Annotated in this window: 21 protein-coding genes; 5 read left to right on the top strand and 16 right to left on the bottom strand. The window is 71.4% G+C overall.

What is annotated here, in order from left to right; all coding sequences use genetic code 11:
- Nucleotides 1–13: 13 nt before the first annotated feature.
- From WME90_RS39675 to WME90_RS39600, 16 genes are read right to left on the bottom strand one after another with little or no spacing between them, the layout of a single operon-like run.
- Nucleotides 14–715 carry a phage tail protein I gene (locus WME90_RS39675; protein WP_437277277.1) on the bottom strand — a complete coding sequence of 234 codons (702 nt, stop codon included), beginning with the start codon at nt 713–715 and terminating at the stop codon, nt 14–16.
- Nucleotides 712–1740 carry a hypothetical protein gene (locus WME90_RS39670; RefSeq protein ID WP_437277276.1) on the bottom strand — a complete coding sequence of 343 codons (1029 nt, stop codon included), beginning with the start codon at nt 1738–1740 and terminating at the stop codon, nt 712–714. The genes WME90_RS39675 and WME90_RS39670 overlap by 4 nt, the downstream gene beginning before the upstream one ends.
- A gap of 17 nt (nt 1741–1757) precedes the next feature.
- The gene (locus WME90_RS39665) at nt 1758–4838 is read right to left on the bottom strand and encodes a putative baseplate assembly protein (protein ID WP_437277275.1); all 3081 of its coding nucleotides are present in this window, start codon (nt 4836–4838) and stop codon (nt 1758–1760) included.
- 11 nt (nt 4839–4849) lie between these two features.
- A complete protein-coding gene (locus tag WME90_RS39660; RefSeq protein WP_437277274.1) occupies nt 4850–5269 on the bottom strand; it encodes a GPW/gp25 family protein in 420 nt (139 codons plus the stop codon).
- A complete protein-coding gene (locus tag WME90_RS39655) occupies nt 5269–5967 on the bottom strand; it encodes a phage baseplate assembly protein V (protein ID WP_437277273.1) in 699 nt (232 codons plus the stop codon). The genes WME90_RS39660 and WME90_RS39655 overlap by 1 nt, the downstream gene beginning before the upstream one ends.
- Complete coding sequence (locus WME90_RS39650) at nt 5964–7025, bottom strand: phage late control D family protein (protein WP_437277272.1); 1062 nt, start codon at nt 7023–7025, stop codon at nt 5964–5966. The genes WME90_RS39655 and WME90_RS39650 overlap by 4 nt, the downstream gene beginning before the upstream one ends.
- 9 nt (nt 7026–7034) lie before the next feature.
- Entirely contained in the window at nt 7035–7739 is a 705-nt protein-coding gene (locus WME90_RS39645; RefSeq protein WP_437277271.1) for a CIS tube protein, read from the bottom strand.
- A complete protein-coding gene (locus tag WME90_RS39640; RefSeq protein WP_437277270.1) occupies nt 7736–9031 on the bottom strand; it encodes a hypothetical protein in 1296 nt (431 codons plus the stop codon). Before WME90_RS39640 ends, WME90_RS39645 begins: the two co-directional genes overlap by 4 nt.
- Before the next feature lie 20 nt (nt 9032–9051).
- A complete protein-coding gene (locus WME90_RS39635) occupies nt 9052–9639 on the bottom strand; it encodes a phage tail protein (protein ID WP_437277269.1) in 588 nt (195 codons plus the stop codon).
- 49 nt (nt 9640–9688) lie between these two features.
- A complete protein-coding gene (locus WME90_RS39630; RefSeq protein WP_437277268.1) occupies nt 9689–9805 on the bottom strand; it encodes a DUF6760 family protein in 117 nt (38 codons plus the stop codon).
- Between the two features lie 50 nt (nt 9806–9855).
- Nucleotides 9856–10230, bottom strand: coding sequence for a phage tail assembly protein (locus tag WME90_RS39625; RefSeq protein WP_437277267.1), 375 nt, complete (start codon nt 10228–10230; stop codon nt 9856–9858).
- Entirely contained in the window at nt 10224–10664 is a 441-nt protein-coding gene (locus WME90_RS39620) for a phage tail protein (RefSeq protein WP_437277266.1), read from the bottom strand. Before WME90_RS39620 ends, WME90_RS39625 begins: the two co-directional genes overlap by 7 nt.
- A gap of 52 nt (nt 10665–10716) precedes the next feature.
- Nucleotides 10717–11979 (bottom strand): phage tail sheath family protein, encoded by a 1263-nt coding sequence (locus WME90_RS39615; protein ID WP_437277265.1) that lies wholly within the window; start codon nt 11977–11979, stop codon nt 10717–10719.
- A gap of 12 nt (nt 11980–11991) precedes the next feature.
- Nucleotides 11992–13215, bottom strand: a complete 1224-nt coding sequence (locus WME90_RS39610; protein WP_437277264.1) for a phage tail sheath family protein — start codon at nt 13213–13215, stop codon at nt 11992–11994.
- 51 nt (nt 13216–13266) lie between these two features.
- A complete protein-coding gene (locus tag WME90_RS39605; RefSeq protein ID WP_437277263.1) occupies nt 13267–13908 on the bottom strand; it encodes an MSCRAMM family protein in 642 nt (213 codons plus the stop codon).
- A 15-nt stretch (nt 13909–13923) separates the two neighbouring features.
- Nucleotides 13924–14496 (bottom strand): DUF4255 domain-containing protein, encoded by a 573-nt coding sequence (locus WME90_RS39600; protein WP_437277262.1) that lies wholly within the window; start codon nt 14494–14496, stop codon nt 13924–13926.
- 599 nt (nt 14497–15095) lie between these two features.
- On the opposite strand from WME90_RS39600, the gene WME90_RS39595 reads away from it, so the two are divergent.
- The 5 genes from WME90_RS39595 (at nt 15096) to WME90_RS39575 (ending at nt 23844) form a co-directional block, all read left to right on the top strand.
- Nucleotides 15096–16667, top strand: coding sequence for an eCIS core domain-containing protein (locus tag WME90_RS39595; protein WP_437277261.1), 1572 nt, complete (start codon nt 15096–15098; stop codon nt 16665–16667).
- Between the two features lie 101 nt (nt 16668–16768).
- The gene (locus WME90_RS39590) at nt 16769–20077 is read left to right on the top strand and encodes an eCIS core domain-containing protein (RefSeq protein WP_437277260.1); all 3309 of its coding nucleotides are present in this window, start codon (nt 16769–16771) and stop codon (nt 20075–20077) included.
- Between the two features lie 7 nt (nt 20078–20084).
- Nucleotides 20085–20399 carry a hypothetical protein gene (locus WME90_RS39585; RefSeq protein ID WP_437277259.1) on the top strand — a complete coding sequence of 105 codons (315 nt, stop codon included), beginning with the start codon at nt 20085–20087 and terminating at the stop codon, nt 20397–20399.
- A gap of 235 nt (nt 20400–20634) precedes the next feature.
- On the top strand, nt 20635–20910 hold the full coding sequence (locus WME90_RS39580; protein WP_437277258.1) for a hypothetical protein: 276 nt from the start codon (nt 20635–20637) through the stop codon (nt 20908–20910).
- A gap of 552 nt (nt 20911–21462) precedes the next feature.
- Nucleotides 21463–23844 (top strand): 3-hydroxyacyl-CoA dehydrogenase/enoyl-CoA hydratase family protein, encoded by a 2382-nt coding sequence (locus tag WME90_RS39575; RefSeq protein ID WP_437277257.1) that lies wholly within the window; start codon nt 21463–21465, stop codon nt 23842–23844.
- Nucleotides 23845–23847: the final 3 nt, after the last annotated feature.

Genomic DNA, 23847 nt, shown 5'->3' with positions numbered 1-23847 from the left:
AGCGCGCCTGACCTCAGTCCGTCTCGGTCCCGAGGAGCGTGTTCGTACCGACGATGATGCCCGGACCGAACTCGGGCCTCGCCGCAGGACCGCTGTTGTTGATCTGCATCGCCGGCGCGATGGTCTCCAGCGCATAACAGGTGTGCGCCGGCTTCTCGCGGTCGATGATCGCCCGCACCCGGCGCAGCTTGCGGTTGATCTCGTGCGGGTCGCCGTCCTGCACCGTGACGATCACCTTGAAGTAATGCGTCCGGTCCGGGGGCTCGACGATCTGCGCGGGATCGCCGGACAGCCGGAGCACCTCCGCCATCCCGAAGACGGTGCCCCGCACGTTGTAGAGCGGGACGATGGAGCGGATGAACTGGCGCTGTGTCTGGGCGCTCCAGTCGTCGCGCAGGCTGGTCGCCACCCACTGCGCGAGCCAGGGCAGGAAATCCTCGGGGACCTCGTCCGGATCGAAGAAGGCCTGCACGCTCCCGAGGAGCTGCTCGAGCCCGACGATCTGGCCCGCTGTGGCGAAGCCCGCCGGCAGCGAGAGGCCCTGCCTGTCGGCCGCCGCGAGGTCCGCTCGCTCCACGGGGCTCAGCGGCAGCTCACCCTCCGGGAGCTGGCTCAGATCGAGCCCGCTCAGCACCGCCTCGAAGGCGCGCAGGAACTGCCCGAGGAACGACCCCTGCCGCAGGACGGCAGGCAAGTAATGCAGGTAGCTGCTCACGTTACCTCCACCCACGCGTCGCCGACGCGCTCCTTGATCACGAGATCGCCCGCCTCCACCTCGAAGCGCGGCAGTTGGTGCGGCTGCAACAGCACGGCGTCCGGGCTCCCGGGCGCGCCGACGATCCGCTCAGGGGGCACGCCCGGCGCGGACAGCACGACCGCGTCGGCGAACTCCACCCCGCGGACGCCGTCGAGCGTCGCGTAGATCTCCGAGACATAGACGCCGCGCCCGAACGGCCACCCGCCGCCCCCCCGTCCGCCCTCCAGCGGGTCGAAATAGGCCTCGAGCGCCGTGGCCGCCGCGCTCCGCACGTCGGCCGCCCGCGCGTCGTCCTTGATGTGGAGCGTCGCCGTGAGGCTCATGCTCACGTACGCCGGCGCGACCGCGTGGAAGCGCGTGCCGGCGAGCAGCCGCGAGCGCATGAAGAGCTCGATCGCGTCGCGGAGCGCCTGCGCCGGCAAAGGCCACCGGGCCGCGTCGCTCCCGGGCGGCGCCCCGGGCACATGGCGCGGGACCACGACGAGGCTCACATGTCCTGTCCTGTCCCATTGCGGTGAGAGCGCGTCCGTGAGATCGCAGCCGGACAGCGCCCGCACCTGCGCGAGCGCGCTGGCCGGAGCGCCGGGCGACCCAGCCGTCGCATCGTGCGCCGCCGCTATGGACGATATCGGCCAGTGGTGTCGCGCGATGTACTCGAAATCGTCCAGGCTGACCGCGCGGTACCGCTCTCGCAGGTCGACGATGGCGCCGTGAACCGCCTCGTCGAGCGGCAATGCCTGCCTCGATCCGGCGCCCTCCACGTCGAGGATCCGCAGGAAGGTGCGCGTGCTCGCCTCCGGGATCCTCCCCGTGCGATAGACGAGCATCTCCGTCAGCCAGGCGAAGAGCTCGACGAGCGCGATCCCCGGGTCGGAGGGGTTGTGGTCGGTCCAGGCGGGATCGATCGTGGGAATGGCCGCACGGGCCTCCTCGACCAGCTCCTCGTACGTCTTGTTGTCGAGCTCAGGCAGCGCAATGGGCATCGAAGCCTCCTCTCCGGCTAGACGATCTCGATGGCGTGAGACCCCGAGTACACGAGGGCGCGCGCGCTCCACGCGGCGTCCTCCGGGTCGCCCGCGAGCGGCGTCTCGGTCAGGTCCACGGAAATCACGCTCTCGACGCCGGCGATCGAGAACAGCAATCGATAGATATCGGAGACGTGCGGGAGCTCCCCGAACTGCCAGCCGACCCCGCCGGGCGCGCCCGTGAGCGGGTGCAAGAAGTCGGTGAGGGCGCGCAGCACCCTTCCGCGGAGATCGTCCACGCCCTCGAGCGTCGCGGGGACGAGCCGGACGTGCGCGCTCACCTTCAGCCACTCGGGCCCGACGACGCGCAGCGCGGCGGTCGCGGGGCTCCGCCTTCGCAAATAGTCCTCCACATCCATCAAGAGGCCCATGCTCGGCCGCGGCGGCACCTCGGGGCTGCTCGGCACGACGAGCACGGTGACGTGCCCGCCGCCCTCGATCGCCGCCTCGAACGCGACGTCGTCGTCCTCCAGCTCCGCGAGCTGGAACGGCGAGAACCGCGGCGTGATGGCCCGGGCGCGCGCCACGGCGGGCGAGGCCTCGCGCGCGAGATCCTCGATGTCCTCGGCCGTGACCCCGCGGCCCCGGTGGCGCAGGACCCGCGGGCCGCGCTCCGCCACGCGCGCGTCGGCCTCCCACTCCGTGCCCGCGGTCGCGGGCTCGTGGTTCAGCGCGCCGTCGACGTAGGCGACCGTGGTCTTGAGCTGCGTGAGCGCGCCCGCCGGCCGGTTGCCGTCGGCGCCGCCGCCCGCGCGGTAGACCGCGGCCCGCACGCTGCGCACCCCGCGGGGGGGCGCCATGCCGCGCTGCCCGTCGCCGAAGCGCACCTCGCCGGTCCGGCGATCCAGGCGGTAATGGCGGTCGCGCGGCCCCGAGCCGTGGAAGTCCTGTACCTCGTGCCACCGCACCCAGATCTCCTGCGCTCCGCCCGGCGCGCCGACGGCGCGCACGGCGTCCGGCCCCTCGAGCCGCTCGAGCTCGGCGCGCTCCTCCGGAGGAGGCGCCGCCGGCTCGAGCACCTCGATGCGCTGGCCCTCCAGCACCGGGCGGTGCGACAGCGCGAACGTGAGGCCCGCGCCGCCGTCGCTCGATCCGAGCACCTCGCCCTTGATCGTCGTCGCGTGCGTCGCCCACACGGTGTTCGTGAGCACGCGGCCGAGCCGCGGCGATACCGCGAACGAGCCCTCCGCGAGCCGCGCGCGGAGCCAGAAGAGCTCCTGGCCGAACCGCGCGCAGGGCGCGAGATCTGTCGGGCCGATGAACGCGACGAGGCCGCTCTGGGCGAGGTCGCGCGTCTCGTCCGCGGGGAAGAGCGCCTTCCAGCCGAGCGCGTCGTCGCCGGCCGCGATCCCGCCGGCCGCGGCGGCGGTCGCGTATTCCCAGACGAGCTTCGCCGGCGCCCCGCCCGGGGCCTCGAGCAGCGCCGCGCCGCTCGAGATCGGCTCGACCTGCAGATACAGCAGGTTGTCCCGGTTGGCGAAGGGCTGGTTGAAGCCGAAGTAGATGGCGCGGCCAGCCGCGAGCCGCCGCCACGGGGCGAACGCGGCGCCGGGCTGGTGCTCCACGAGCGCGAAATCGTCGCGCGAGACGCAGAATGGCGTGTTGCTCGTGACCGTCTGGGTGTAGCGGAGCGAGAGCGCGGCGAGGATCGGCGGCCGGTACCCGTCGTCGGTGATCGTGGAGCCGACCTGGATCCCCTTGCCATAATCGTTCTGCACGAGGCGGATCCGCAGCCAGTACGCCTGTTTGCCGAGCACCTCGGCGGGCGCGACATTGGCCGGCAGCGTGAACGTCACCGTGTGAATGGCGTTGTTCTGGTGCATCGACGGGAAGGTCGCGTCCGCGGCGCCGGTCTTCTTCATGTCCGGGGAGACGACGCGCACCCAGCCCGACGCCGTGGACACCTCCCACGCGAGCGTCGGGTCCTCCGTGGTGCGGAGGGGCGCCATCGCGGGGCTCGGCGTCACCGTTACCGTGACCTGCGCCCCCGCGCGCGAGAGCACCGCCGCGCTCGCCACATAGAACGTGTCGCCCACGCGAGGGCGCTCGCCGAGCGGGCGGAAGTCCAACGAGAGGTCCGCCTTGCGGCCGATCGCCAGCGCGAGATCCGGCGCGATCCCGCCCGCCGCGGGCCACGTGATCTCCGCGCGCATCCTCACGGCCTGGATCTGGGGGATCGGATCGAGCGGCCACGCCACGAGATCGGCGCGCAGGAAGCGCGCGGTCCGGCCGGCGACGGTGGTGGCCGCCATGTCGGCGGGGATCGCGAAGCCGAGGTTCCACGCCGTGGTCGAGCCGCCGTCGAGGCTCGGCGTGCACACGAGCTCCTGCCATCCGGCGCCGTTCCAGTACGACCAGCTCACGAGCGGCGGCTCGGGCGGGCTCTGCTGGTAGGCCGCGTCGCCGGCGAGCGGGGGCAGCGCCAACGCGTGCAGGGCGTGGAAGCGCGCCCGCTCGGCCGCCGCGATCTCGAGCGTGACGGTGACCGGGGTGCCCGCGGGCGCGCCGAGGATCGCGTCGTCGGCCAGGTAGAGGGCGTGCTCCACCGGCCGGTCGCCCGCGAGCGCGTCATAGAAGCCCGCGCCCGCCGCGGCGGCGGTGCGATCCGCGTAGCGGTCGCCGTCGGGATCGCGGACGAAGACGGCTTTGAGCTCCGCGCGCGTCGTGGCGAGCTCGCGCTCGGTCTCGAACACGATCTCGCGCGTGTCGCCCGGGACCGCGGCGGCGCCCACGCGCGTGCCCTCGGGCACCACGGGCTCCGCGCTCGAGCGCTGCACGAGCGTGAACGTGAGCGGGACGCGCGCCGGGCGCGGCGGCGTGGGCTCGACGCCGACGAGGTTGAGGAACGCGACGAAGCTCCGCTCCGGCACGCGGTTGAGCCGTTCGAGCGCGTGGCGGGCCATGCGATCGAACACGCGGATGAGCGCGCGGCCGGGATCGGCCGCGTCGCCCGCGGGCGGCCTCCACGGCGAGAGCGCTTGCGCGAGCTTCTCGGTCCGCGCGGCGATGTCGTCGTGCGGCGCACCAGCGATCAGGGGGCGGTCGGGGCTCTGCATCACACCACCGGTCAGGTCGAGAGGTAGAAGGGAAAGACGAGGTTCTGGCGGCTGTTCGTCGCGCGGACCTCGTACTGGATGTCGATGAGGATCCCCGCCGGGTCGGCGGGGTGCAGCCGGGCATCGACGCCGAGCAGCGCGACGCGCGGCTCCCATCGATCGAGCGCCTCGGTCACCGCGCGGCGGACCTCCCCGAGCGTGCCCGTCGTGCGCGGCGCGAACACGAGCTCGTGAAGGCCACAGCCGAAATCGGGCCGCCCGATGCGCTCGCCCCGCGCCGTCGAGAGGAGGAGCCATATCGACTGGCGGACCTTGTCCTCGCCGCTCGCCGCGGCGATGGCGCTGCCCGGATCGAGCCCGACGCCGGGCGCCCCCTCGTCCAGCCCGAAGGCCCAGCCGCTGCCCAGGAAGCCGTCATCCGTATTGTCCATCACCGCACCTCCAGCGCGCCGCTGTTCATGTCGATCCCCGCGAGGCACTCGAGCGCGAGGCCCGATTGCGCCTCCACCCTGCCGTCTTGCCCGCCCGTGATAGCGAACGACTGCCTCGCCTCCACGGAGAGCGCCTTGCACTTGATGGCCAGATCGCCGTCGCCCGCGTCGATGGTGACGCCGCCCTTCGCCTGTATGGCAAGGTCCTTGTCCGAGGTGATCGCGATCGAGCCCGCCGGCCCGTCGATCACGATCGTGTTCTTGCCGGTGCCGTCCGCGATCGTGATCTTCTCCGCTCCTTCGGTGTCGTCGAGCACGATCGTGTGTCCGCTGCGCGATTTGATGACACGCACGTTGTTCTTGCCGTCATCGTTCTCGGCAGGCGGCCTGTCCTTCCCGTTCCAGAGCGCGCCGACGACGAAGGGGCGCTCGAGGCTGCCGTGCTCGAACGCGACGAGCACCTCGTCGTCCACCTCCAGGCCGAAATAGACCCCGCGGCCGTCGCCGGCCATCGGCGCCGCGACGCGCGCCCAGTTGCTCTCGTCGGCCTCGGCGAGCCACGGGAACTTCAGCCTCACCCGGCCGAGCCCCTCGGGATCCTGCGTGTTGGTCACGACCCCGATGGCCACGCCGTGGATCGGCGCCTCTCGACGGCGCCCGGGCTCGTAGTAGGGCTCGAGCAGCTCAAAGCCGTTCATGTCGCGTTCCTCCTCGCGGAGAAGCTGGTCCGATAACCCCGCTGCGGGGAATAGCTATGGGACGTGGAGGTCACGTAATACCTGCCCTCGAAGCGCCCGACGCTCTTCACCTCGATGACGATGCCGGCCCTGAGGTCGGGCCGGCCGAGGCACGCGCCGCTCGCCTGCACGAAGCCGAGCGCGGCCGCCTCGAGCTGCTCGCGGGCGATCCGGTCGGCCTCCTCCTGCGTGGCGACGTTCCTGTCCGCGATCACGAGCGGCGCGTCGCCGAGCGCCCGCTGCGCGGCCGCGGCCGCGGCGACCTTGCCCATCGACGATTGATCCGCGGCCGCCGCCCTGCCGATGATGGGCGACTTCGTCTTGGGGTCCCAGCCGCGCACCTCGACCGCGCTCGGGATGTCGCCGACCGACATCTGCGCGGAGAACTCGAGGAGGTCGCTGCCCGCCTCCATGACGAGGTCCGGCGCGGCGCCGTGCCTGCGCGGCTGGAAGTGGAGCGCCTTGCCCCGGACGAGCACCTCGTAGCCGATCAACGACGCGCGCTGCCGCAGGAAATCGTAGTCGGAGACGCGATCCTGCTCGACGTGATCGAGCTGGATGCCGCTGTCGACGACGTCCGGGGTCAGGCCATAATCCTTGTCCCTCGCGATCTCGGCGGCGATGTCGCTGTCCTTGATCTTGACGAACGGTTTACGCTTCTTCCTGCCGCGCTGCATCCGGTAGCGCCGGTCGCACGCGCTCACCACGAACGACGGCGACTCGCCCCCCTGGAGATCGAGCTCCAGGCGCATGATGTCGCCGAAGAGCATCGTATCGAGCTTGCCCGAATAGCCGAGCTGGAGCTCGATCTCGCCGCCGATATCGAAGAGATCGTCCTCGGCCCACGAGAGGCTCCGCCGCTCGTCGTTCCACGCCGACAGGCGCAGGGTGAGCTGCGAGGGCGCGTCCAGATCCTCCTGCACCGCCACGTCGCGCAGGTCACGATAGGCCTCCTCGGGCAAGGGGCGCCCGTTGAGGAGGACGGCGACGTCGGGGGTTCTGCTCTGTGCGTCAGGCATGGCGCTCGCTCAGCGGATCCGGGGGATGGTGAGGGTCTGCCCGGGCGAGATGCGCCGCGGGTCGTCGATGCGGTTCGCCTCGGCGATGCGGCGCCACGCGGACCTGTCGCCGTACAGCGCGGCCGCGATGCCCATCAGCGTGTCGCCCGGGCGCACAACGTGCTTCTTCGCCACGTCGGGCGAGTGCTGCTCGTCCGACACGAGGGGCTGCCCCGGGTGCTCCACGAAGGTGCAGCTCATGGTGGCGCGCACCGGCGTGCCGTCGTCGAGGAAGAGCAGGTAGGTGCGCGAGGCTTGCTGGAGGACGCCCTGGAACAGCGTGAACGCGCCCCAGGACAGCCTGCAGACAGGCGGGCGGTGCAGCTCGATGTCCTGCTTGGCGAGGTTCGCGACGGCGTCCGTGGCCTTCACGACGCTCTCCGCGCCCAGCCCCGCGCCGAACGAGGGCAATAACCCGAGGAGGTCGCCCCCGGCGCCGCCCCGCGCGTACGTGTCGAAGAAGAGCTCGAGGGTGAGCGTCTCGGGCGCCGAGGACTGATAGAGCATCTCGAAGCCCGGGCGGTACTTCGCGGCTCCGGTGGTGTAGCTCGGAGCCCACGTCACGCTCTTGCTGTAGACGAGCTGATTCGGGTTGAAATAAGCCCCGGGCTCCAGAAGGACGAAGTTGTTCTGCTGATCCTTCTCGTGATGAATTGTGAGCTTCTCGAGGGTCATCGAAATCCTCCTCTGCGCTCGCGCTCCGCGGACATGCGCCGGACGAGCTTGCGTTGCACCTTGTCGACGAGGGTCTCGAGATCCATGCCCAGGGCGCCCGCGACAGGGCCGGGCGCCGCCGCGAGGGGGGAGACGGATCCCGGGACGACCGGGGTCGCCGCGGCGACGGGCACGGCGCGCGGCGGGAGCATCGGGGCGCCCGGCGCCGCGACGGGAGCGGCGCTGTCCGGCGCGGCCGCGGCCTGGGCCTCGGCGCGGCCGCCTGCGACGCGCACGTGCGGCAGGTGATCGGGCCGGGGCGCGGCCGGCTCGGGCGCCGGCGCGACGCGCGGCAGCGGCGGCGCGCCATGGGGCAGGGGCCCCGGCGCCGCAGCGGCGGCAGCAGCGCCGCGCTGCGCGGGCGACGGCTGCACCACGGGGCGCCGCGGCCCATCGCCCAGCGCGACCAGGGCGTCGTCCACGCTGCGCGCGGGCCGGAGGGGCGCCTGGGCGCCGCGCGACAGCGGTGCATGGGGCAGCTGCGCGCGCGCCTCCAAGGGAGCGAGCGAGCGCGCCGGCGAGCGGGGCGCCACGACGGGCCGCGAGGACGGCGCGACAGCCGCAGAGGCGGCCCGCGGCGCAGCGGGCAGCGGCGCGGCGGCCCGCTGCGCTGGTGCGGCCAGGACGAGCGGCAGCGGCGCACCGACGGCCGGGCGCGCCGCGAGCGCGACGGGCAAGGGCGCCGAGGTCACGACCGGCAACGTCGCTGTCGCGCCCCCTGCGACGGGCGAGGGCGCCCGATCCGGATCGAACGCTGCGCGAGGCGCCGCCGGCGCGGCGGGCGCGGCGCTCGCCTCCCGCCTCGCCCGCTCCTCACCTGCCTGCGGCGCGCCCGCGCTCGTCGCCGCCGCAGCGCGGACCGTGACATGGACAAGCGCCGCGCCGGCGGCCGCGGGGGCGGCAGGCGCGCCGAGCCGCCCCGCGCCCTCGTCCGGGCGCGCCGCGGGCGCGGCCTTCACCACGATGACCTCGCGCGTCGCCGCCGGCGCCAGCGCCGGCGCGCTCGGCTCCGGCCGCGGCGGCGCGACCCAGCGGCCGTGGACGATCGGCACCTCGTTCACGCGCAGCCCGCCCGCCTGGCCGCGCCGCCGCGCGAGGTGGGCGAGCAGCGGCAGCCGCGCCGAGAAGCGCTCGACGCCGCGCAGGATGCGCCGCACCAGCGCGAGCGAGATCACCCCGGGAGCGACGAGCGGCCTGAGGAGCCGCTCGAGCAGCACCGGATTCACGCTCTCTTGCCACGCTGCAGCGCTCATGGTGGTTTCGCCCTCGCTCCTCAGAGGAGCTGCCCGGCCCCGGCGCGCACCGCCGTGAGCGCGCGGCTCGCCGTGGGCTTGACGATGCCCCGGTGCACGAGCTCGATGGTCTCCGTCGCCACCTCGCCGTCGCTGCCGGCGTTCAGCGTCGGGCCGACCCACTTGACCGGCAGCGCCTCGCGGACGTTCCACCACATCGCGGGCAGCCGTCGCCCGTCGAGCAGCATGAGCGTGAGGTTGCGACGGACGATGATCCCGCGAGCGACGTCGTCGTACCAGGACCACATCGTGTCGAGATCGACGAGCCCGCGCGCGAGCACGAGGTTCGCGTGCCGCACGGGGCCCGGGAGCCTGTGCAGAAAGCCGTTCTCGCCCCCCTCGGCGTACTCCTTGATCTCCACGCTGCTCTCGAGCCCCCGCACCTCGCGGAAGCCCCCGGAGAGCAGCCCCTCGATCTCGATCAGGAAATTGCAGCCGAGGTACGGATCGAGGCGGGCCCCGAGCGTCCCTGCGGCGGCCGAGAACACCGCGCTCAGCCCGGCGGCGGCGCCGAGGCCCACAGTGGCGTTCACGTTGACGCTGGCGCTGACTCCGAAACCAAAGGCCATGATCTCGTATCCTTATCTCCAGGATGGTTGTGCCGGCCGCGCGCCGCCGTTACGGGCGGCGCGCGGCCTCCTCGTTGATCTGCTGGTTCATCCGCGCGACCTCCGTCACCCACCGCTGCCTCTCGCGGTGATCGAGGCGCATCACCTCGTCGTACGACCAGCGCATGTAATGGGACAGATAAGCTACCTCCTCGAACAGGCGATCCGAGGGGTAGCTCAGGCTTCCCCCAGAGGGCTCGTCTCCACCTCGAACTCTCCCTGGCAATGAGGACAGCTCACGACGAGGCGCGCGTGGCCGTTCTCGTTGATGCGCCGATAGAGGTCCTGCAAGAACATGAGATCCCCCGAGAGCAGGCCCTCCATGACCTTCGGGTTCACGAACTCGAGGGTGCCGAGCCTGGTGACCACCCTCGAGAGGAGGATGATCACCAGATAGCCCGGGTTCGCCTGCACGCGCGGGTCCTTGAGCGGGGCGATCTCGTCGAAGGCCGTGGCCAGACGCATCGCCCCCTCGCGGTGCACGGCGCCGTCCGGGCCCGTGAACCCGTGCGGCAGCGTGAACGGGAACTCCGCGGGCGCGGCTCCTACCACTTCTGCACCTCGACGCCCTCGTGCGCGAGCTCGAGCGTCTCGACGGCCACCGCGTCGCTCGCCGCGTCGAAGCTCGGCCCCGACCACTTGATCGGCCAGCAGTTGCGGATGTTCCAGCGGATCTTCTCGTTGCCCGCGTCGTCGCGCAGGATGACCGAGATCGTCCGCCGGAGCGGCGTGCCCGTGGCCACGCTGTCGCGCCAGTCCCAGAGCGCGCGGTCGTCGGTGACGCCGCGCTGGAGCGAGATGTTCGAGAACGACAGGAGCCCCGGGAGCTGGCGCTGCGCCAGCGTGGGATCGGTGCCCTCTCGGTACTTCACCGCCGCGCTCGAGCTGTCGAGCCCCGACGCCTGCTTGAAGCCCATCCGGGTGATCCCGTCGAGCTCCACCGCGAAGTTGTAGCCGTTGAACGGATCCTTGCGATCAATTGCCATGGTTTCCCTCTCGAGTGCTTCGACGATCTCTCGGAGCGTCCTTCAAAGTGCGTCACCGGCCGGCGGGCGCGCCGGCGATAGACGCGCCGGCGGCGCCCGAGACCAGGCGCACGACCACGAACTCACTGGGCCTCGCGAGCGAGAGCCCCACCTCGGTCACCACCATTCCCTGGTCGCGCGTCGCGGCCGGGTTTGTCTCTGCGTCGCAGCGGACGTAGAACGCCTCGTCCGCCGTCGCGCCTGCGAGCGCGCCCCTCCGGTGGAGCGCCTCCAGGAACGCGGACGTCTCACGGCCGATCCGGGCCCACAGCCGGAGGTCGTTCGGCTCGAACGCGACGGCCGCCATGGTCTGCTCGAGCCACCGGGCGACCGTGATGAGCACGCGGCGCGCGTTCACGTGGGCAAAGCTCGATCCGTGGAGCGCCAGCTGGTCGCTGCTCGCCAGCGTGCGCGCTCCCCAGACCCGGACGCCGCGCCCTGGCAAGGCGCGCAGGGCGTTGACGCCCTTGCCCTTGAGCTCGACGAGCGCCGCGTCGTCGAGGTGGGCGGCGAGGTCGAGGACCCCCTCCACCACCTCGTTCGCGGGCGCCTTGTGCGCGCCGACCCTCCGGTCGGTGCGCGCATAGACGCCCGCCACGTGGCCGGCGGGCGGGACGAAGCCGTCGCCCGTCCCCGCGCAGCCGTTGCACGCCCAGGCCTCGATCCGGCCCGATCCCTTGCAGATCGGGCAGCCGCGCACCCGGACCCAGGGCGCGTAGAGCGCGGCGCACTCGCTCCGGAACGGCGCGTCGAGCGCGGCGGCCGTGAGCGCGTCCCCGGGCGCGTGGAGGACGAAGAACCGCCGCGGGGGCCGCTGCTCGAAGAAGCCCACGAGCGCCGCGAGCAGGCCCCCGGCCGTGGCGGGGAGATCCGGCGCGCAGACCAGATCGAAGTCCTCCACCGCGTCGAGCGCCTCGAACGCGCCCGCGAGGGGCGCGGGAGGCGCCGCGATGTAGCAGCGGCGGCCGCCGTTCTCGAAGAAGCCGCGCACCGCGAAGCCGAGGTAGCCCTCGGCCCACGCCGTGCCCCTGGCCGCGCCCGTGAAGCGGAGGTCCGCGACCTCCGCGGACGCGGCGGAGCGGATCTCGAGCGCGTTCCACGCCGCGCGATCCAGCGGGACCACGCTCCCGCCGCCCTCGAACGGCGCGAGGGCCCCGCCGAGGACCGAGAGCTGCCCCAGGAAGAGCGGCACGCCCGTCTCGAGCGCCGGCGTCGGTCGCCGCGGCGCCTCCTCGAGGTAAACGCCCGGCGCGAGGATCTCGGTCGAAGCAGCCATGATGGTCCCCGCTCAGCTCCCCGCCGTCTGCCCGAGCCGGAAGATCACGAACTCGGCTGGCCGGACGATGGCGATGCCGATCTCCGTGACGACCTGGCCGAGATCCCGCTGCGCCGGCGGGTTCGTCTCCGCGTCGCACTTGACGTAGAACGCTTGCTCGGGCTTGTCCCCGAACAGGCCCCCTGCCGCCCAGACGGTGGTGAGGAAGGCCGCGGTGTTGCGCGTGATCTTCGCCCAGAGGTCGGGGTTGTTGGGCTCGAAGACGGCCCACTGCATGCCCTGATCGATCGACCCGCGCACGAAGTTGAACAGGCGGCGGACATTGAGGTACTTGAACTCGCCGTTCTCGTCGCCGCCCAGCGTGCGCGCCCCCCAGACCTTGACGGCGCCGTTCACGGAGCGGATGGCGTTGACGCCCTGAGGGTTCAGCCCCTCCTGCTGCGATTTGCTGATCGCGTGTCGCACGCCGAGCGCGCCGCGGATCGGCTCGTTCGCCGGGGCCTTGTGCACGCCCCGCTGCGCGTCGACCCGCGCGTAGATGCCCGCGATGTGCCCGCTCGGCGGGACGAACTTGTTCGTCTTCGAGGCGGGGTCGAAGACCTCGATCCAGGGGAAATAGAGCGCCGTGCTGTCGGAGAACGAGGGGAGCGTGCTGCCCGCGGCGTCCGGGTCCAGCGCCGAGAGCGCGGCCGCGACGTTGCCGAACTCCTCCGTTTCGAGGATCGCCACGCGGGTCCCCATCTTCTCGCAATGATCCTTGAGCGCGGTGCGCGCCGCGCTGATCGCGAGCCCGGGTGACGCGACGATGGCGATCTCGTCGATCGACTCGAAGCGCTCGAGCACGCCCGTGATATCGGGCAACGCCGGCGACGCCGGGGGCACGACATAGGCGACATAGCAGCGCGTACCGCCGTTGAGGAAGAAGCCGTTGACGGCGTGCGCGAGCGGCTGGTGCGCGCTGTTGTCCAGGAAGCCCTTGAAGGCGGCCTTGAACTCCGAGAAGTTGGTGATGAGCTTGACCTCGCCCGGGGCCGTCGGGATGGTCTCGGTGATGGTCTGGTTGTGCCTTGGATCGTTCGTGTCCGTGATGCTCGAGTCGTAGATCGGGTTCGGGACCGTGAGGGTCTGGGTGAATGCGCCCACGAAGCCCGCGGTGCTCGTGCCGACGCCGGCGATAGGAGCAGAGCCGGACGGAACCTGCTCCACGTACACGCCCGGTGAACTATAGTTGGCCATGTTCTCACACTCCAGCGTTCAGTTGACGGTTGCCTGGTTCGGCGGCGCGGTCTAGACCGGAGCCGCGTCGAGCAAGACTGTGCCGATATCGGCGATGACACCCTTCGTGATCTGGACGTCGACCGTGGCGAGCAGGAAGCCTGACGCGCTGAATTGCAGCGCGCGCTCGCCCACCTCGACGCCGGTCAGGTAGAATCGACCCTGCGAGTCGCAATAGGCCTCTTCCCCGGTGCCCGCGACGCGCACGCGCGCGAGCGGCAGCGCCTCGGGCGTCCCCTGCACGGGCCCGTGGATGATCCCTCGAACCCCGGTCGGCGGCAGGGCGATCTCCGCGAGCTGCGCCGCGAGCTCGCCCTCTGCGCCGCGCGCGATCGTGAAGTCCCGCGTGGCGTCCCCGTAGCGCCGCGCGCCGCCGGGGACCGTATACGATAGGACGTAATCTCCGTCGGGCAAGTCCACGAATCGATAACAGCCGTCCCGCGCGGTGCGCGTGCGATCCGGCCGCTCGACGAGGGAGCCCCACGCGCCGCCGTGGCGGAGCGCCGCCATGGCGAGCTCTCGTGAGAGCGCGGTGGGCATCCCGGTGATGACCACATGGACGCCCGCGACCGGCTGCTCGGTCTCCTGATCGATCACGCGCCCCGCGATCGCGGCCTGGTGGACGCGACTCTGGATTTGAAGAAGGCTCGGCATGGTCTCCCTCGCTCCTCAACCCTGGGTGGAGAGCACGACGCGGCCCGCGTCCTCCGGCGGGCGCGGGTCGACGGCGATGGTCACGGTGAAGCTGAACGCGGCCCGCGGCTTGCCGCCGAGGGCCTGCCAGAAATCGCCGTTCGCGCGCTCGTTCCCCGGGGCGAGCACGGCTGTCCGCACCGGGAACGCCTGCGATTTGAGGCTGCCTTGCAGCGCCTCGCGCGGGAGCTCGCGGTGGCGGTGGAGCACGCGCAGCGCCTCGCCCAGCAGGCGGTGCTCGTCCTCCTCGGGCCGCGGCGCGTTGGCCGTCCCCCACGCCGTGACGAGATAGCGACAGTCGACGCGCAGCGGAGGCGGCGTGCGCGTCACCGCGCCGTCCGCGCTCCGCTCCACCCACGCCTCGGTCGCGCGCAGCTCGCGGTGCTCCGTGAGCTCGTGGAGAAAGAGATCGATGGCCGGGAGCGTCACCGACGCCGGCGGGAAGTCGTTGCCTGGCGCGGCGAACGTGATGCTCACCTGCGACACGATCTCCGGCGGGAGCTCGCGGCGGAGCAACTCGGCCAGCGTGCTGTCCAGATCGTTGAACATGCTACTCCGTGTCTCCCGCCGCCGCGCGGCCGGGGCTGAACGATGGTGTGAACATTCGCTTCCATGAGTCGAGTTGTCAAACAGGCTAGATGCCGTGAGCAGGCGGTCGACGACGGGATCAGCACGTGAGTCGTGGCGTCTCGCTCGTGACGCCACGATCTCTGCTGATGTTTGCTCAAGACAACAGATCCCGCCTTTGCGACGCGGAGGAGCCGGCGACGGGTGATAGAGAACTCCGGCCGTCGCTGGTGGCGCCGACGCCGGCGTGGCCGATCATCACGTTTGCTTCACGCAACGGAGCGCGCAGCGCGTCGCGGCGCGGGGCGTCATGGATGATGACGAGATGCGCTGTGCAATTCTTATGGAAGCTTGCGAGATGGCGGGCGACGTCGATTGTTGGAAACCTGTTTCGTCTTGGCGTCGTCCGTCGAGAGCTGATAGGTTAGAGTCGTTCCCAAGTAGGTCTGTGCGGCAGCGGTGACATGGCGCTGTCAGGACCGGAGGATTCGATGGTGCGCGTTATCGCACGTGGGCCGCGAGCAAGGCAGAGCGCCCCGACGCAGGGGGCGCCCACGGCGCCGTGGGCGCCGAGGAGATCCGTGGCGGCGCGGGGTCGGTCGTCGAGGAGCCAGGCGGCGACGCCGCTCCCGGTCGCAGGGGGGCACACGCTGTCCATTCCTGGCCGCCTCCGCCGCGCCGTGGAGCGAGCGACGGGGGCATCCACGGAGGGCGTCCGGGCCTTCCGCGGCGCGCTCCCTGCCGGCGCCCCGGCGAGCATCGCCGCCACGTTCGGGCGCGACTGCTTCCTCTCCCCCTCGGCGCCGTCGCTGGGGACGCTCGAGGGGGACCTCGTCATGATCCACGAGATGGCCCACGCGGTGGCCCAGCCGAGGGTCGGCCCGGCGCAGGCCGGGATCGCGCCGCGCGGCGGCCCCGCGCCCGCCGGGGCCGAGTCGGAGGCCCATCACGTCGCGCTGGCGACCCTGGGCCTCTCACCGCCCGCGCGGGTGCGCCCTGGCCCCGCGCCGTACTGGGCTCCTTTCGACGACGCCGTGCACCGCGTGATCGAGGAGCTGGCGCTCCGTGGGGTCTTCACGGAGGAGGAGATCGCGGAGATCTATCGAGGGAATCTGATGAGGGACATGTCCCAGGTGCCCGCGATAGCGAACCCCGCCTTGATCCACGAGTACGGCGACTTCGGTGGATACAGGCCTGTGGAGCATTTCGACAACTATGTGTGGGATCGCTCGATCAATCGGTTCACCGGCCGCGGTCAGGGGCAGGGGGATCCCATCGAGTACATCAACGACAAGCTCGAGCAGAGCATGGGCAGCGCCGGACGCCCCAACCTGGTTCGCCTGGGCGACGCGCTGCACGCCATCGAGGATTTCTTTACTCATTCCAATTTCTTGTCGCTCATCCAGATGTCGGAGGAAGAGCGCGCGAAGCACCTCCTCATCACCGGGAGCTTCGACGGCCACGACCAGCTGGTCACCTTCCAGGAGAAGCTCGCCACCTACGCGGGCGACGAAGAGCGCCGTAAGAGGACGAACGAGGATCTGGAGAAGAGCAGGCTCCTGAAGCCCGATGGGCATTCGCAGCTGAACAAGGACGGCCCCCATCGCCACGGCTTCGCGCAGGCCGCCTCCCTGGCGCTGAGCACGATCGAGGGTGTCGCGCGCCTGATGGCCGCCGCCTACCGGGATCGTGGAGATAGAGGCGCCGCGCACCTCCTCGAAGCGCAGCGGCTTGTCGCCGAGCGGCTCCGGTTTCCGGAGGGCGCCCCCGAGGAGGGCTGGTGGGCCGAAGCGCTCACGGATTTCAACGTCCGCCGGATACAGGAGGCGTTCCGCGGGGTCGACCCGGCGTCGAACATGGGCCCGTTCAGCGTCGCGCGCATGCTCCGCTGGGCGCAGGGGCCCATTCTCCCTCTCCCCCCCTTTGCATCGATGCATTCGTTCCGCTCCGAGGCGATCCCCGGCTATCCGATGGAGATCAACCTGGCCATGGGGCTGCTCACCATGCAGAAGCTCGCGCCTCAGGACCCGCGCTGGAAGAACACGCCGATGGAGCGCACGGCGGGCGTCCCCCTCGTCCCGGGCTGGCCCGGCGGCAAGGACGACGGGTGGCCGCTCCTGGGCCTGGGCTTGGCCATCCAGGGGCGATTCTGATGTCGGGCCAGGCGCCCGAGAGGGCGCGCCGGACCGTGATTGGAACGGCGATGTAGGACCGAAATCCACGTTGAAAGGCCCTTCTCGGGGAAGGATCCGCCATGCTCACGTTCGACCGAAAACCGTGCTCCTCGCCAGCCCGTTCCCCCGACCCGATGACGGCGTCGCTGCGCGCGATGCGGTCGCCGTCGGTGAGGCCGCCCCGGTTCCGGCTGGCCTCACCGGGTGAGGGCGGCGCCGCTGGCCGGCTCGATCTCGCCAGCTTCCGCATCATGCCGCCGGTCCAGCGCAAGCCGGCCATCAGCGCGCCGGGAGACGCGTCCGAGCGCGAGGCGGACGAGGTGGCGGAGCGGGTGATGCGGATGGCCGATCCCGCGCCCATCGGCGTGGCGCCTGCGCCGGTGCAGCGGAAGTGCACGGCGTGCGAGGACGAGGAGGGGGCGGCGATCCAGACCAAGCGTGCGCCTGCTGCTACCGCCGGGGCACCGCTGGATGGGGAGGCCGCCGTCCGCGCGGCCAGGCGCGGCGGAGAGCCGCTGCCGAGGGCGGTGCGCGAGCTCTTCGAGCCGCGGTTCGGGCACGATTTCGGCGATGTGCGCGTGCACGTCGGCGGCGACGCGGCGAGCGCGGCGCGCGCCGTGGAGGCGCGGGCGTACACCACGGGGCGCGATATCGTGTTCGGCGCCGGCGAGTATGCGCCGGCCACCCTCGAGGGCCAAAGGCTCCTCGCGCACGAGCTGACGCACGTCGTTCAGCAAGCCTCCTTCGCCTCGCGGCCCTCGGGTCTGTCAGGCGCGCGCCCCGCCCGGATCGCCCGCCAGCCGGCGGAGCCCGCGGACATCGAGGCGACGAACGCGCTCGGCGACGCCATCGCCACGGCGATCGTCGAGGAGCGCTTCGCGTTCGTCTTCGCCGAGCTCGACATGCGCGACATGAAGCCGATGCTCGACGTGCTCGATCGGCTCGCCGCCGCGGAGATCGGGGTCCTGATCGAGCACTGCCACGCACCGCACACCGACGGCCGCTTCGTCGAGCGGCTGCGCGCGGCGCTCACCACGGTCTGGATCGCCAAGGGCGGCGGCAGCGCCGGCATGGCGGCGGTCAGGAGCGGTGTCGAGGCGATCGCACAGACCGCGCAGACCGCGGCCATCGTCGCGTACCTGAAGGCGCACGCCGAGGCGGAGGACGCCAGGATCCTGCTTCATCAGCTCTCGCCCGAGGCCGACAAGGCGCGCAGCGGCGCAGCCGGAGCGGCCGAAGGCGGCGTCCTCTCGGCCTTCAAGCAGGCGGTGCGCAAGAGGGCCCTCGCCGCGCTCGCGGGCAACCTGACGGCGATCGAGCAGGAAGAGGCCAAGTACGCGGACACGCGCGAGGAGAGCGCGGCCTGGGCGAGGCTGCGCGAGATCGTCAAGCCCATGCTCGCCCGCGACCGCCAGCTCAAGCAGGCAGCGGAGGGCTTCGACGCGCAGGCGGCGAGGGCGGAGGAGGCGGCGCGCGCGGTCGCTGCCCTGGTGGAGAGGAGCGAGGGAGAGGGGGGCGCCGAGGGGGGGCGCGCCGATTCTCCCATGGACCACGTGAGCGCGCTCCTCGACGAGCAGGCGCAGCTCGCCGCTCCGCTGCAGGGCGCCCAGGAAGGGGCGCCGGCCGAGCGCGCGCGCGAGGCGGACGTCTCCGACGCGCTGGGGGAGCTCGAGGCGAGTGCGGCGCTGTGGAGGCAGAGGGCGGCGAGCGCGCGCGCGGCGAGCCAGGCCTTGCGCGCGGCGTATCCGATCCTGGCCGCGGGGGATCTCCTCCACGACGAAGGGCAGGAGGGCGCGTCGGGCGCGAGCGCGAAGGGCGCGGACACGAACGAGCAGCTGCTCGCGAAGATCCGGGTGCGGGTGTTCGGCGCGAGCCGCGAGGCCATCGCCAGGACGAAGGAGCGGATCCTGAGCGACAGCGTGCCGCTCGACGAGCTCGGGCCGATCGTGCGCGAGGTCGAGCGGGAGATGCGCCTCGACGACCCGGCGCGCGCGCAGGACAAGGCGATCGTCGACGGCTGGATCGCGCAGACGCGGAGCCGGGAGCGCACCATCCAGATCGCCGTCGCGGGCGCGGCGGTCGCCTTCGGCATCGCGGCCATCGTGACCGGCGGCGCGGCGGCGGTGATGCTCGGGTTCATCGGCTCCACGGTCGGGCTGGCAGGCGCGACCTACAACGTCCGGCGCGCCGGCGCGCTGAACGACGCCGCGACCGCGGGCGACATCGGCGCCCCGCTGCTCGACGATCCGGACGGGGCCAAGGCGGCCTACCACATGGCCCTCGTCGACCTGGTCCTGAGCGGCATCGACTTCGCTGTCGCGCTCAAGCAGGCCAAGTCGATGGCCAGGGTGATGGCGCCGGAGCGCGCGGCCGGGAGGGGCGCCGGCGGCGGCGCCAGGGCCGCGACCGCCGACGTGACCCGCGAGCAGCTGGCCGCGGAGCTCGACTACCTCGCGAGGAACGCGAAGAACCCCAAGGTCGTCCGGGGCAAGCCGCCGCGCCGCACCGCCCGCCTTGGCGAGCACGACTGGATCGAGCAGCCGGGCGGCGGGTGGTGCCGCTACTCGACAAAGCCGGTATGCACCCCGCAGAACGGCATCCCCGGAACGCTCCGAGCTGCCCCGATCGCCGAGTTCAAGCCGCAGACGCGGATCCTGGACCCGGCCGACTTCGAGAAGGTCGGCGACGTGAAACAAGGCCTCAACCCGGACAAGGTCAGGCTTCGGCAGAGATCGACCGGCAAGGAGTACCTGTTCAAGCCGGCCTCGGCGGAGCAGGAGGCCAACTGGGGAAAGGGCATGGGCATCTTGGCCGGCGACCGCGCCCGGAAGACGCCTGCAGCAGCAGAGCTGGCCGAGCGGCTCGGGATCCCGACGCCGAAGGCCGATCTCGTGGATTATGGCGGGGAGATCGGCTCGCTCCAGGACTGGCAGCATGATCTGGACCAGGGGGAGTCCCTGAAGGAGCTACTCACGCTCAACCAGCCGCGCTACGCCGAGGTAAAGGCGTCACAGCTGAAGAAGGACCTCGACACCTTCAATTATTTCATCGGCGCCATGGACTCGCACGAAGGCGACATGATCGTGTTCGTCGACAGCGCCGGAAAGCCGAGCCGGATCGTCCAGCTCGATAATGACATATCGCTGGGACCGCTGCCCACGCGGTACCCATACCTGGGCAAGCCCCTCCCGGGCTACCACGAGCCTCTCCCGGACGTCATCAGCAAGGATCTGTACGACAGGCTCTCCGCGATGAGCACGGCCAGCGGCCAGGCGGACGTGCGGAGAGCCTTGCAGGCATGGCTGACCGAGAAGGAAATGGACAGCGCCTTCATCCGGTTGAAAGAGATCCTCGACAGGGTCAAGGCAGGAACAATCAAGGTAGAGTGAGAGCAAGATGGCCAAGGTCAAATTCGTGGAGCTCCACCTCGTCAGGGCGCACCAGGAGGTCGTCCCGCTGGCTCGCTTCGTCCTCGGGTCGGAGGGCCCCCCCGTGCGGGTCGTGAAGCTCCACCCGAAGTGCATGAACGCGGTGGGCGACATCCTCGAGCAAGGGCTGCCCAGCTACGAGCGCGTCTACACCCTCGAGGATGGGCTCGATTTCCTGAAGGCCTTGCGGCGGACCTATCACTCCCTTCGGTACTACGCGACCGAGGTCGCCGAGATGGACGAAGAGGAAGCGCTCCGTGGCTGCGAGGACGCCGAGGGGTAACGCGCGGGCCCACCGCGTGGCGCGCGGCCGCCTGGCTCGGCACGCACACCGCCTGAAGGAAGTCAACCCACACGCCCACACGCCGCCGCCGTCCGCCGGCGACCTCGCGCAGGTCTGTCCCGCACCGCCGCGCCGCCGCTCTCCGCACAGCCCGCCGGGACCCTCACCCGGCGGCGCGTGGTAGCTTCACCCGCGCCCGCACGAGGCCGTGCGGCCACCCGTCATCGAGGAGATCATGAAGCGAGAGAAGCGACTGACAAAGCGCGAGCGGAAGGCGCTCGCGCCCGCGCGCCCGGCGCAGCCCCACGAGCACAAGCACATCCACTGCGTCGCCTGCGGCAAGCACCTCGACGCGGAGGAGTTCCTGGCGCAGGGGACGGCGACGTGGATCCAGTGCCTGCACAAGTCGCGCTTCGCCACCTGCGTCGAGTGCGTCGAGATCTCAAAGCGCCTCCTCGCCGAGCACGACCGCACCGGACAGCCCGTGCAGTCCGCTCAGGCATGGCACTGAGCGACCGACCCCAGCCGACGCGCCCGCGCGGCCAAGCCTGAGCACGCCCGCGCGGCCAAGCCTGAGCACGCCCGCGCGGCCAAGCCTGAGCACGCCCGTACCGCAGATGGGCGCCCTGGACAGGCCCCCCAGAAACCCACTCCCATCTCCCGCTCTCCCGGAAACGGAAGCGCGTCGAGGACGGCCAACCGCTGGAACACACGGGTCGTCGGTAGTCCAGGGGACGCCGCTGCGTCCGCTCCGGATGCGCCGGCGCTCATTCCAGTGCGCCGCATCTCATCGCAGCTGTTCCTCGCGCCACACACCCGCGCTGGCCCGTGCGGCATCACACGTGCGCCGCCTACCATCGCAGCTGTCGCTCGGTGTCGCACACCCGCGCTGTGCCCGCCCGGCGTCCCGTCACGGCTCGCCGCGCCCCGCCGAACAGCGCGCGCCCTCGACAGCGACGCGTAACCTCGATCGCTCTCCCGCGCGGCCGTCCACCCCGGATACGCTTGCGCTCGGGGCCCTTTCCGTCAATGGTTTGCGCCCCATTCATCTCGGAGGATCTGCATGACGAAACCAATCCGCCGCGCGGGCGTCATCGGCGCGGGCGTCATGGGCAGCGGCATCGCCGCCCACTTCGCGAACGCCGGCATCGAGGTCCTGCTCCTCGATATCGTGCCCCCCAACCTCACCGACGCCGAGAAGAAGGACCCGGCCGCCCGCAGCCGGTTCGCCGCGGGCGGGCTCGAGAAGGCCCTCAAGGCCAAGCCCGCCGCGCTCTTCCACCCGTCGAACGCCCGCCTCGTCCGCACCGGCAACACCGAAGACAACTTCGCAGAGCTCGCCCAATGCGACCTCGTTATCGAGGCGATCATCGAGAAGATGGAGCCGAAGCGCGCCCTCTTCGCGCGGCTCGAAGAGGTCTTGCGGCCCGACGCGATCGTGGCGTCGAATACCTCCGGGCTGCGCATCGAGGAGATGATGCAGGGGCGCTCCGCGGACTTCCGCAAGCGATTCCTCGTCATGCACTTCTTCAATCCGGTCCGCTACATGAAGCTCCTCGAGCTCGTCGTCGGGCCCGACACCGATCCCGCCGTCGTCGCCCGCGTGCGGAAGCTCGGCGAGGACGTGCTCGGAAAGGGCCTCGTCTTCGGCAAGGACACCCCGAACTTCGTCGGCAATCGCATCGGCACCCACGCGATGCTGACCGCCATCCACCTCATGATCGAGGACGGCCTCGCGCCGGAAGACGTCGACGCCATCACCGGCATCGCCATGGCCCACCCGAAAAGCGCGAGCTTCAGGACGGGCGATATCGTCGGGCTCGACACCCTCGTCCACGTCGCCGACAACTGCTACTCGGCGCTCGATCGCGACGAGGACCGCGAGGTCTTCAAGGTGCCCGCCTACATGCGGAAGATGATCGAGGCGAAGCTGCTCGGCGACAAGACAAAGGGCGGCTTCTACCGCAAGGCCAAGGAAGGCCTGGAGACGCTCGATCCGGCGAAGCTCGAGTACCGCCCGCACGGCGGCGACGAGGCGATCAAGAAGGCCACGAGGTCGTGCGAGAAGATCGAGGACCCCGCCGCGCGCGTGAAGAAGCTCGCGAACGACCCCGGCAAGGCCGGGCAGTTCGCCTGGAAGGTGCTCTCGCGCTCGCTCGCGTACACGGCGCGGCGCGTCGGAGAGATCGCCGACAGCATCGTGGCGATCGATGACGCCATGCGCTGGGGGTACAACTGGGAGCTCGGGCCGTTCCAGACCTGGGACGCGCTCGGCTTCGCCGAGACCGTCGAGCGGATGCAGAAGGACGGCATCAAGCTGCCCGAGTCGATCCTCCGCATGAAGCAGAGCGGCGCGACGTCGTTCTACCGCGCCGATGGGGCGGTGTTCGACCTCCTCAAGGGGGAGTACGCCGCCCGCGCCGTCGATCCGCGCAACGTGACGCTGGCCGGCGCGCGCGCGGCCGTGAAGGGCGCGAAGGCCGTGCTCGCCAACGACGGCGCGGAGGCGTGGGACCTCGGCGACGGCGTGCTCGGCGTCACCTTCAAGACCAAGGCGAACAGCCTGGATCCGGACTCGATCGGGATGCTCTCGCTCGCGGCCGAGAAGGCCGAGCAGGACTTCCGCGCGCTCGTCGTCTTCAACCAGGGCGAGCACTTCTGCGTCGGCGCCAACCTGTTCCTCGTGGCCATGGCCGCGGGCAACAAGGACTGGGACGCGATCCGCAAGATGGTGAAGGCGTACCAGGACGCGACCCAGCGGCTGAAGTACGCGAGCGTGCCGGTCGTGGCCGCGCCCTACGGGATGACGCTCGGCGGCGGCCTCGAGCTCTGCTTCGCCTGCGACGCGGTGCAGGCCGCGGCCGAGACGTACGCGGGGCTCGTCGAGGTCGGCGTCGGCCTGATCCCGGGCGGCGCGGGGACGCTCAACATGCTCTGGCGCGCGCTCGAGGGGATCCCGGAGGGCGTGACGGTGCCGACGTACGACATCGTGACGCAGGTCTTCAAGAACATCGCCCTCGCCAAGGTCGCGACAAGCGCGGACGAGGCGAAGGCGCTCGGCTTCTTCCGCAAGACGGACGGCGTCTCGTTCGACCGGGCGCGCCAGCTGTACGAGGTGAAGGCGCGCGCGATCGGCCTGGCCGAGGCCGGGTACCACGCGCCCGTGCCGCGCGCCTACAAGCTGCCGGGCGAGAGCGGGATCGCGACGCTGCAGATGATGATCGACACGCTCGTCGCCGGCGGCCACGCCAGCGAGCACGACGCGAAGATTGCGCGCAAGCTCGCCGAGGTGCTCTGCGGCGGCGCGGGCGGCGGGGCGCGCGAGGTCACCGAGGACGAGATCCTCGAGCTCGAGCGCGAGGCGTTCGTCAGCCTGTGCGGCGAGCCCAAGAGCGCCGAGCGAATGCAGTACATGCTGATGAACAACAAGCCCCTCCGGAACTAGGTG

The organism is Sorangium sp. So ce375, from assembly GCF_051473855.1.
Taxonomy (GTDB): Bacteria; Myxococcota_A; Polyangia; order Polyangiales; family Polyangiaceae; genus Sorangium.
Note: the sequence above shows the minus strand (reverse complement) of the source record. Positions and strands in the feature narration are given on the sequence as shown.

Bases quoted from the DNA above. Each gene is read 5' to 3' on its own strand.
- WME90_RS39670 (WP_437277276.1), bottom strand. From the start codon at position 1,740: ATGCCCATTGCGCTGCCTGAGCTCGACAACAAGACGTACGAGGAGCTG.
- WME90_RS39665 (WP_437277275.1), bottom strand. From the start codon at position 4,838: ATGCAGAGCCCCGACCGCCCCCTGATCGCTGGTGCGCCGCACGACGAC.
- WME90_RS39660 (WP_437277274.1), bottom strand. From the start codon at position 5,269: ATGGACAATACGGATGACGGCTTCCTGGGCAGCGGCTGGGCCTTCGGG.
- WME90_RS39655 (WP_437277273.1), bottom strand. From the start codon at position 5,967: ATGAACGGCTTTGAGCTGCTCGAGCCCTACTACGAGCCCGGGCGCCGT.
- WME90_RS39650 (WP_437277272.1), bottom strand. From the start codon at position 7,025: ATGCCTGACGCACAGAGCAGAACCCCCGACGTCGCCGTCCTCCTCAAC.
- WME90_RS39645 (WP_437277271.1), bottom strand. From the start codon at position 7,739: ATGACCCTCGAGAAGCTCACAATTCATCACGAGAAGGATCAGCAGAAC.
- WME90_RS39640 (WP_437277270.1), bottom strand. From the start codon at position 9,031: ATGAGCGCTGCAGCGTGGCAAGAGAGCGTGAATCCGGTGCTGCTCGAG.
- WME90_RS39635 (WP_437277269.1), bottom strand. From the start codon at position 9,639: ATGGCCTTTGGTTTCGGAGTCAGCGCCAGCGTCAACGTGAACGCCACT.
- WME90_RS39630 (WP_437277268.1), bottom strand. From the start codon at position 9,805: ATGCGCTGGTCGTACGACGAGGTGATGCGCCTCGATCACCGCGAGAGG.
- WME90_RS39620 (WP_437277266.1), bottom strand. From the start codon at position 10,664: ATGGCAATTGATCGCAAGGATCCGTTCAACGGCTACAACTTCGCGGTG.
- WME90_RS39615 (WP_437277265.1), bottom strand. From the start codon at position 11,979: ATGGCTGCTTCGACCGAGATCCTCGCGCCGGGCGTTTACCTCGAGGAG.
- WME90_RS39610 (WP_437277264.1), bottom strand. From the start codon at position 13,215: ATGGCCAACTATAGTTCACCGGGCGTGTACGTGGAGCAGGTTCCGTCC.
- WME90_RS39605 (WP_437277263.1), bottom strand. From the start codon at position 13,908: ATGCCGAGCCTTCTTCAAATCCAGAGTCGCGTCCACCAGGCCGCGATC.
- WME90_RS39600 (WP_437277262.1), bottom strand. From the start codon at position 14,496: ATGTTCAACGATCTGGACAGCACGCTGGCCGAGTTGCTCCGCCGCGAG.
- WME90_RS39590 (WP_437277260.1), top strand. From the start codon at position 16,769: ATGCTCACGTTCGACCGAAAACCGTGCTCCTCGCCAGCCCGTTCCCCC.
- WME90_RS39585 (WP_437277259.1), top strand. From the start codon at position 20,085: ATGGCCAAGGTCAAATTCGTGGAGCTCCACCTCGTCAGGGCGCACCAG.
- WME90_RS39580 (WP_437277258.1), top strand. From the start codon at position 20,635: ATGAAGCGAGAGAAGCGACTGACAAAGCGCGAGCGGAAGGCGCTCGCG.
- WME90_RS39575 (WP_437277257.1), top strand. From the start codon at position 21,463: ATGACGAAACCAATCCGCCGCGCGGGCGTCATCGGCGCGGGCGTCATG.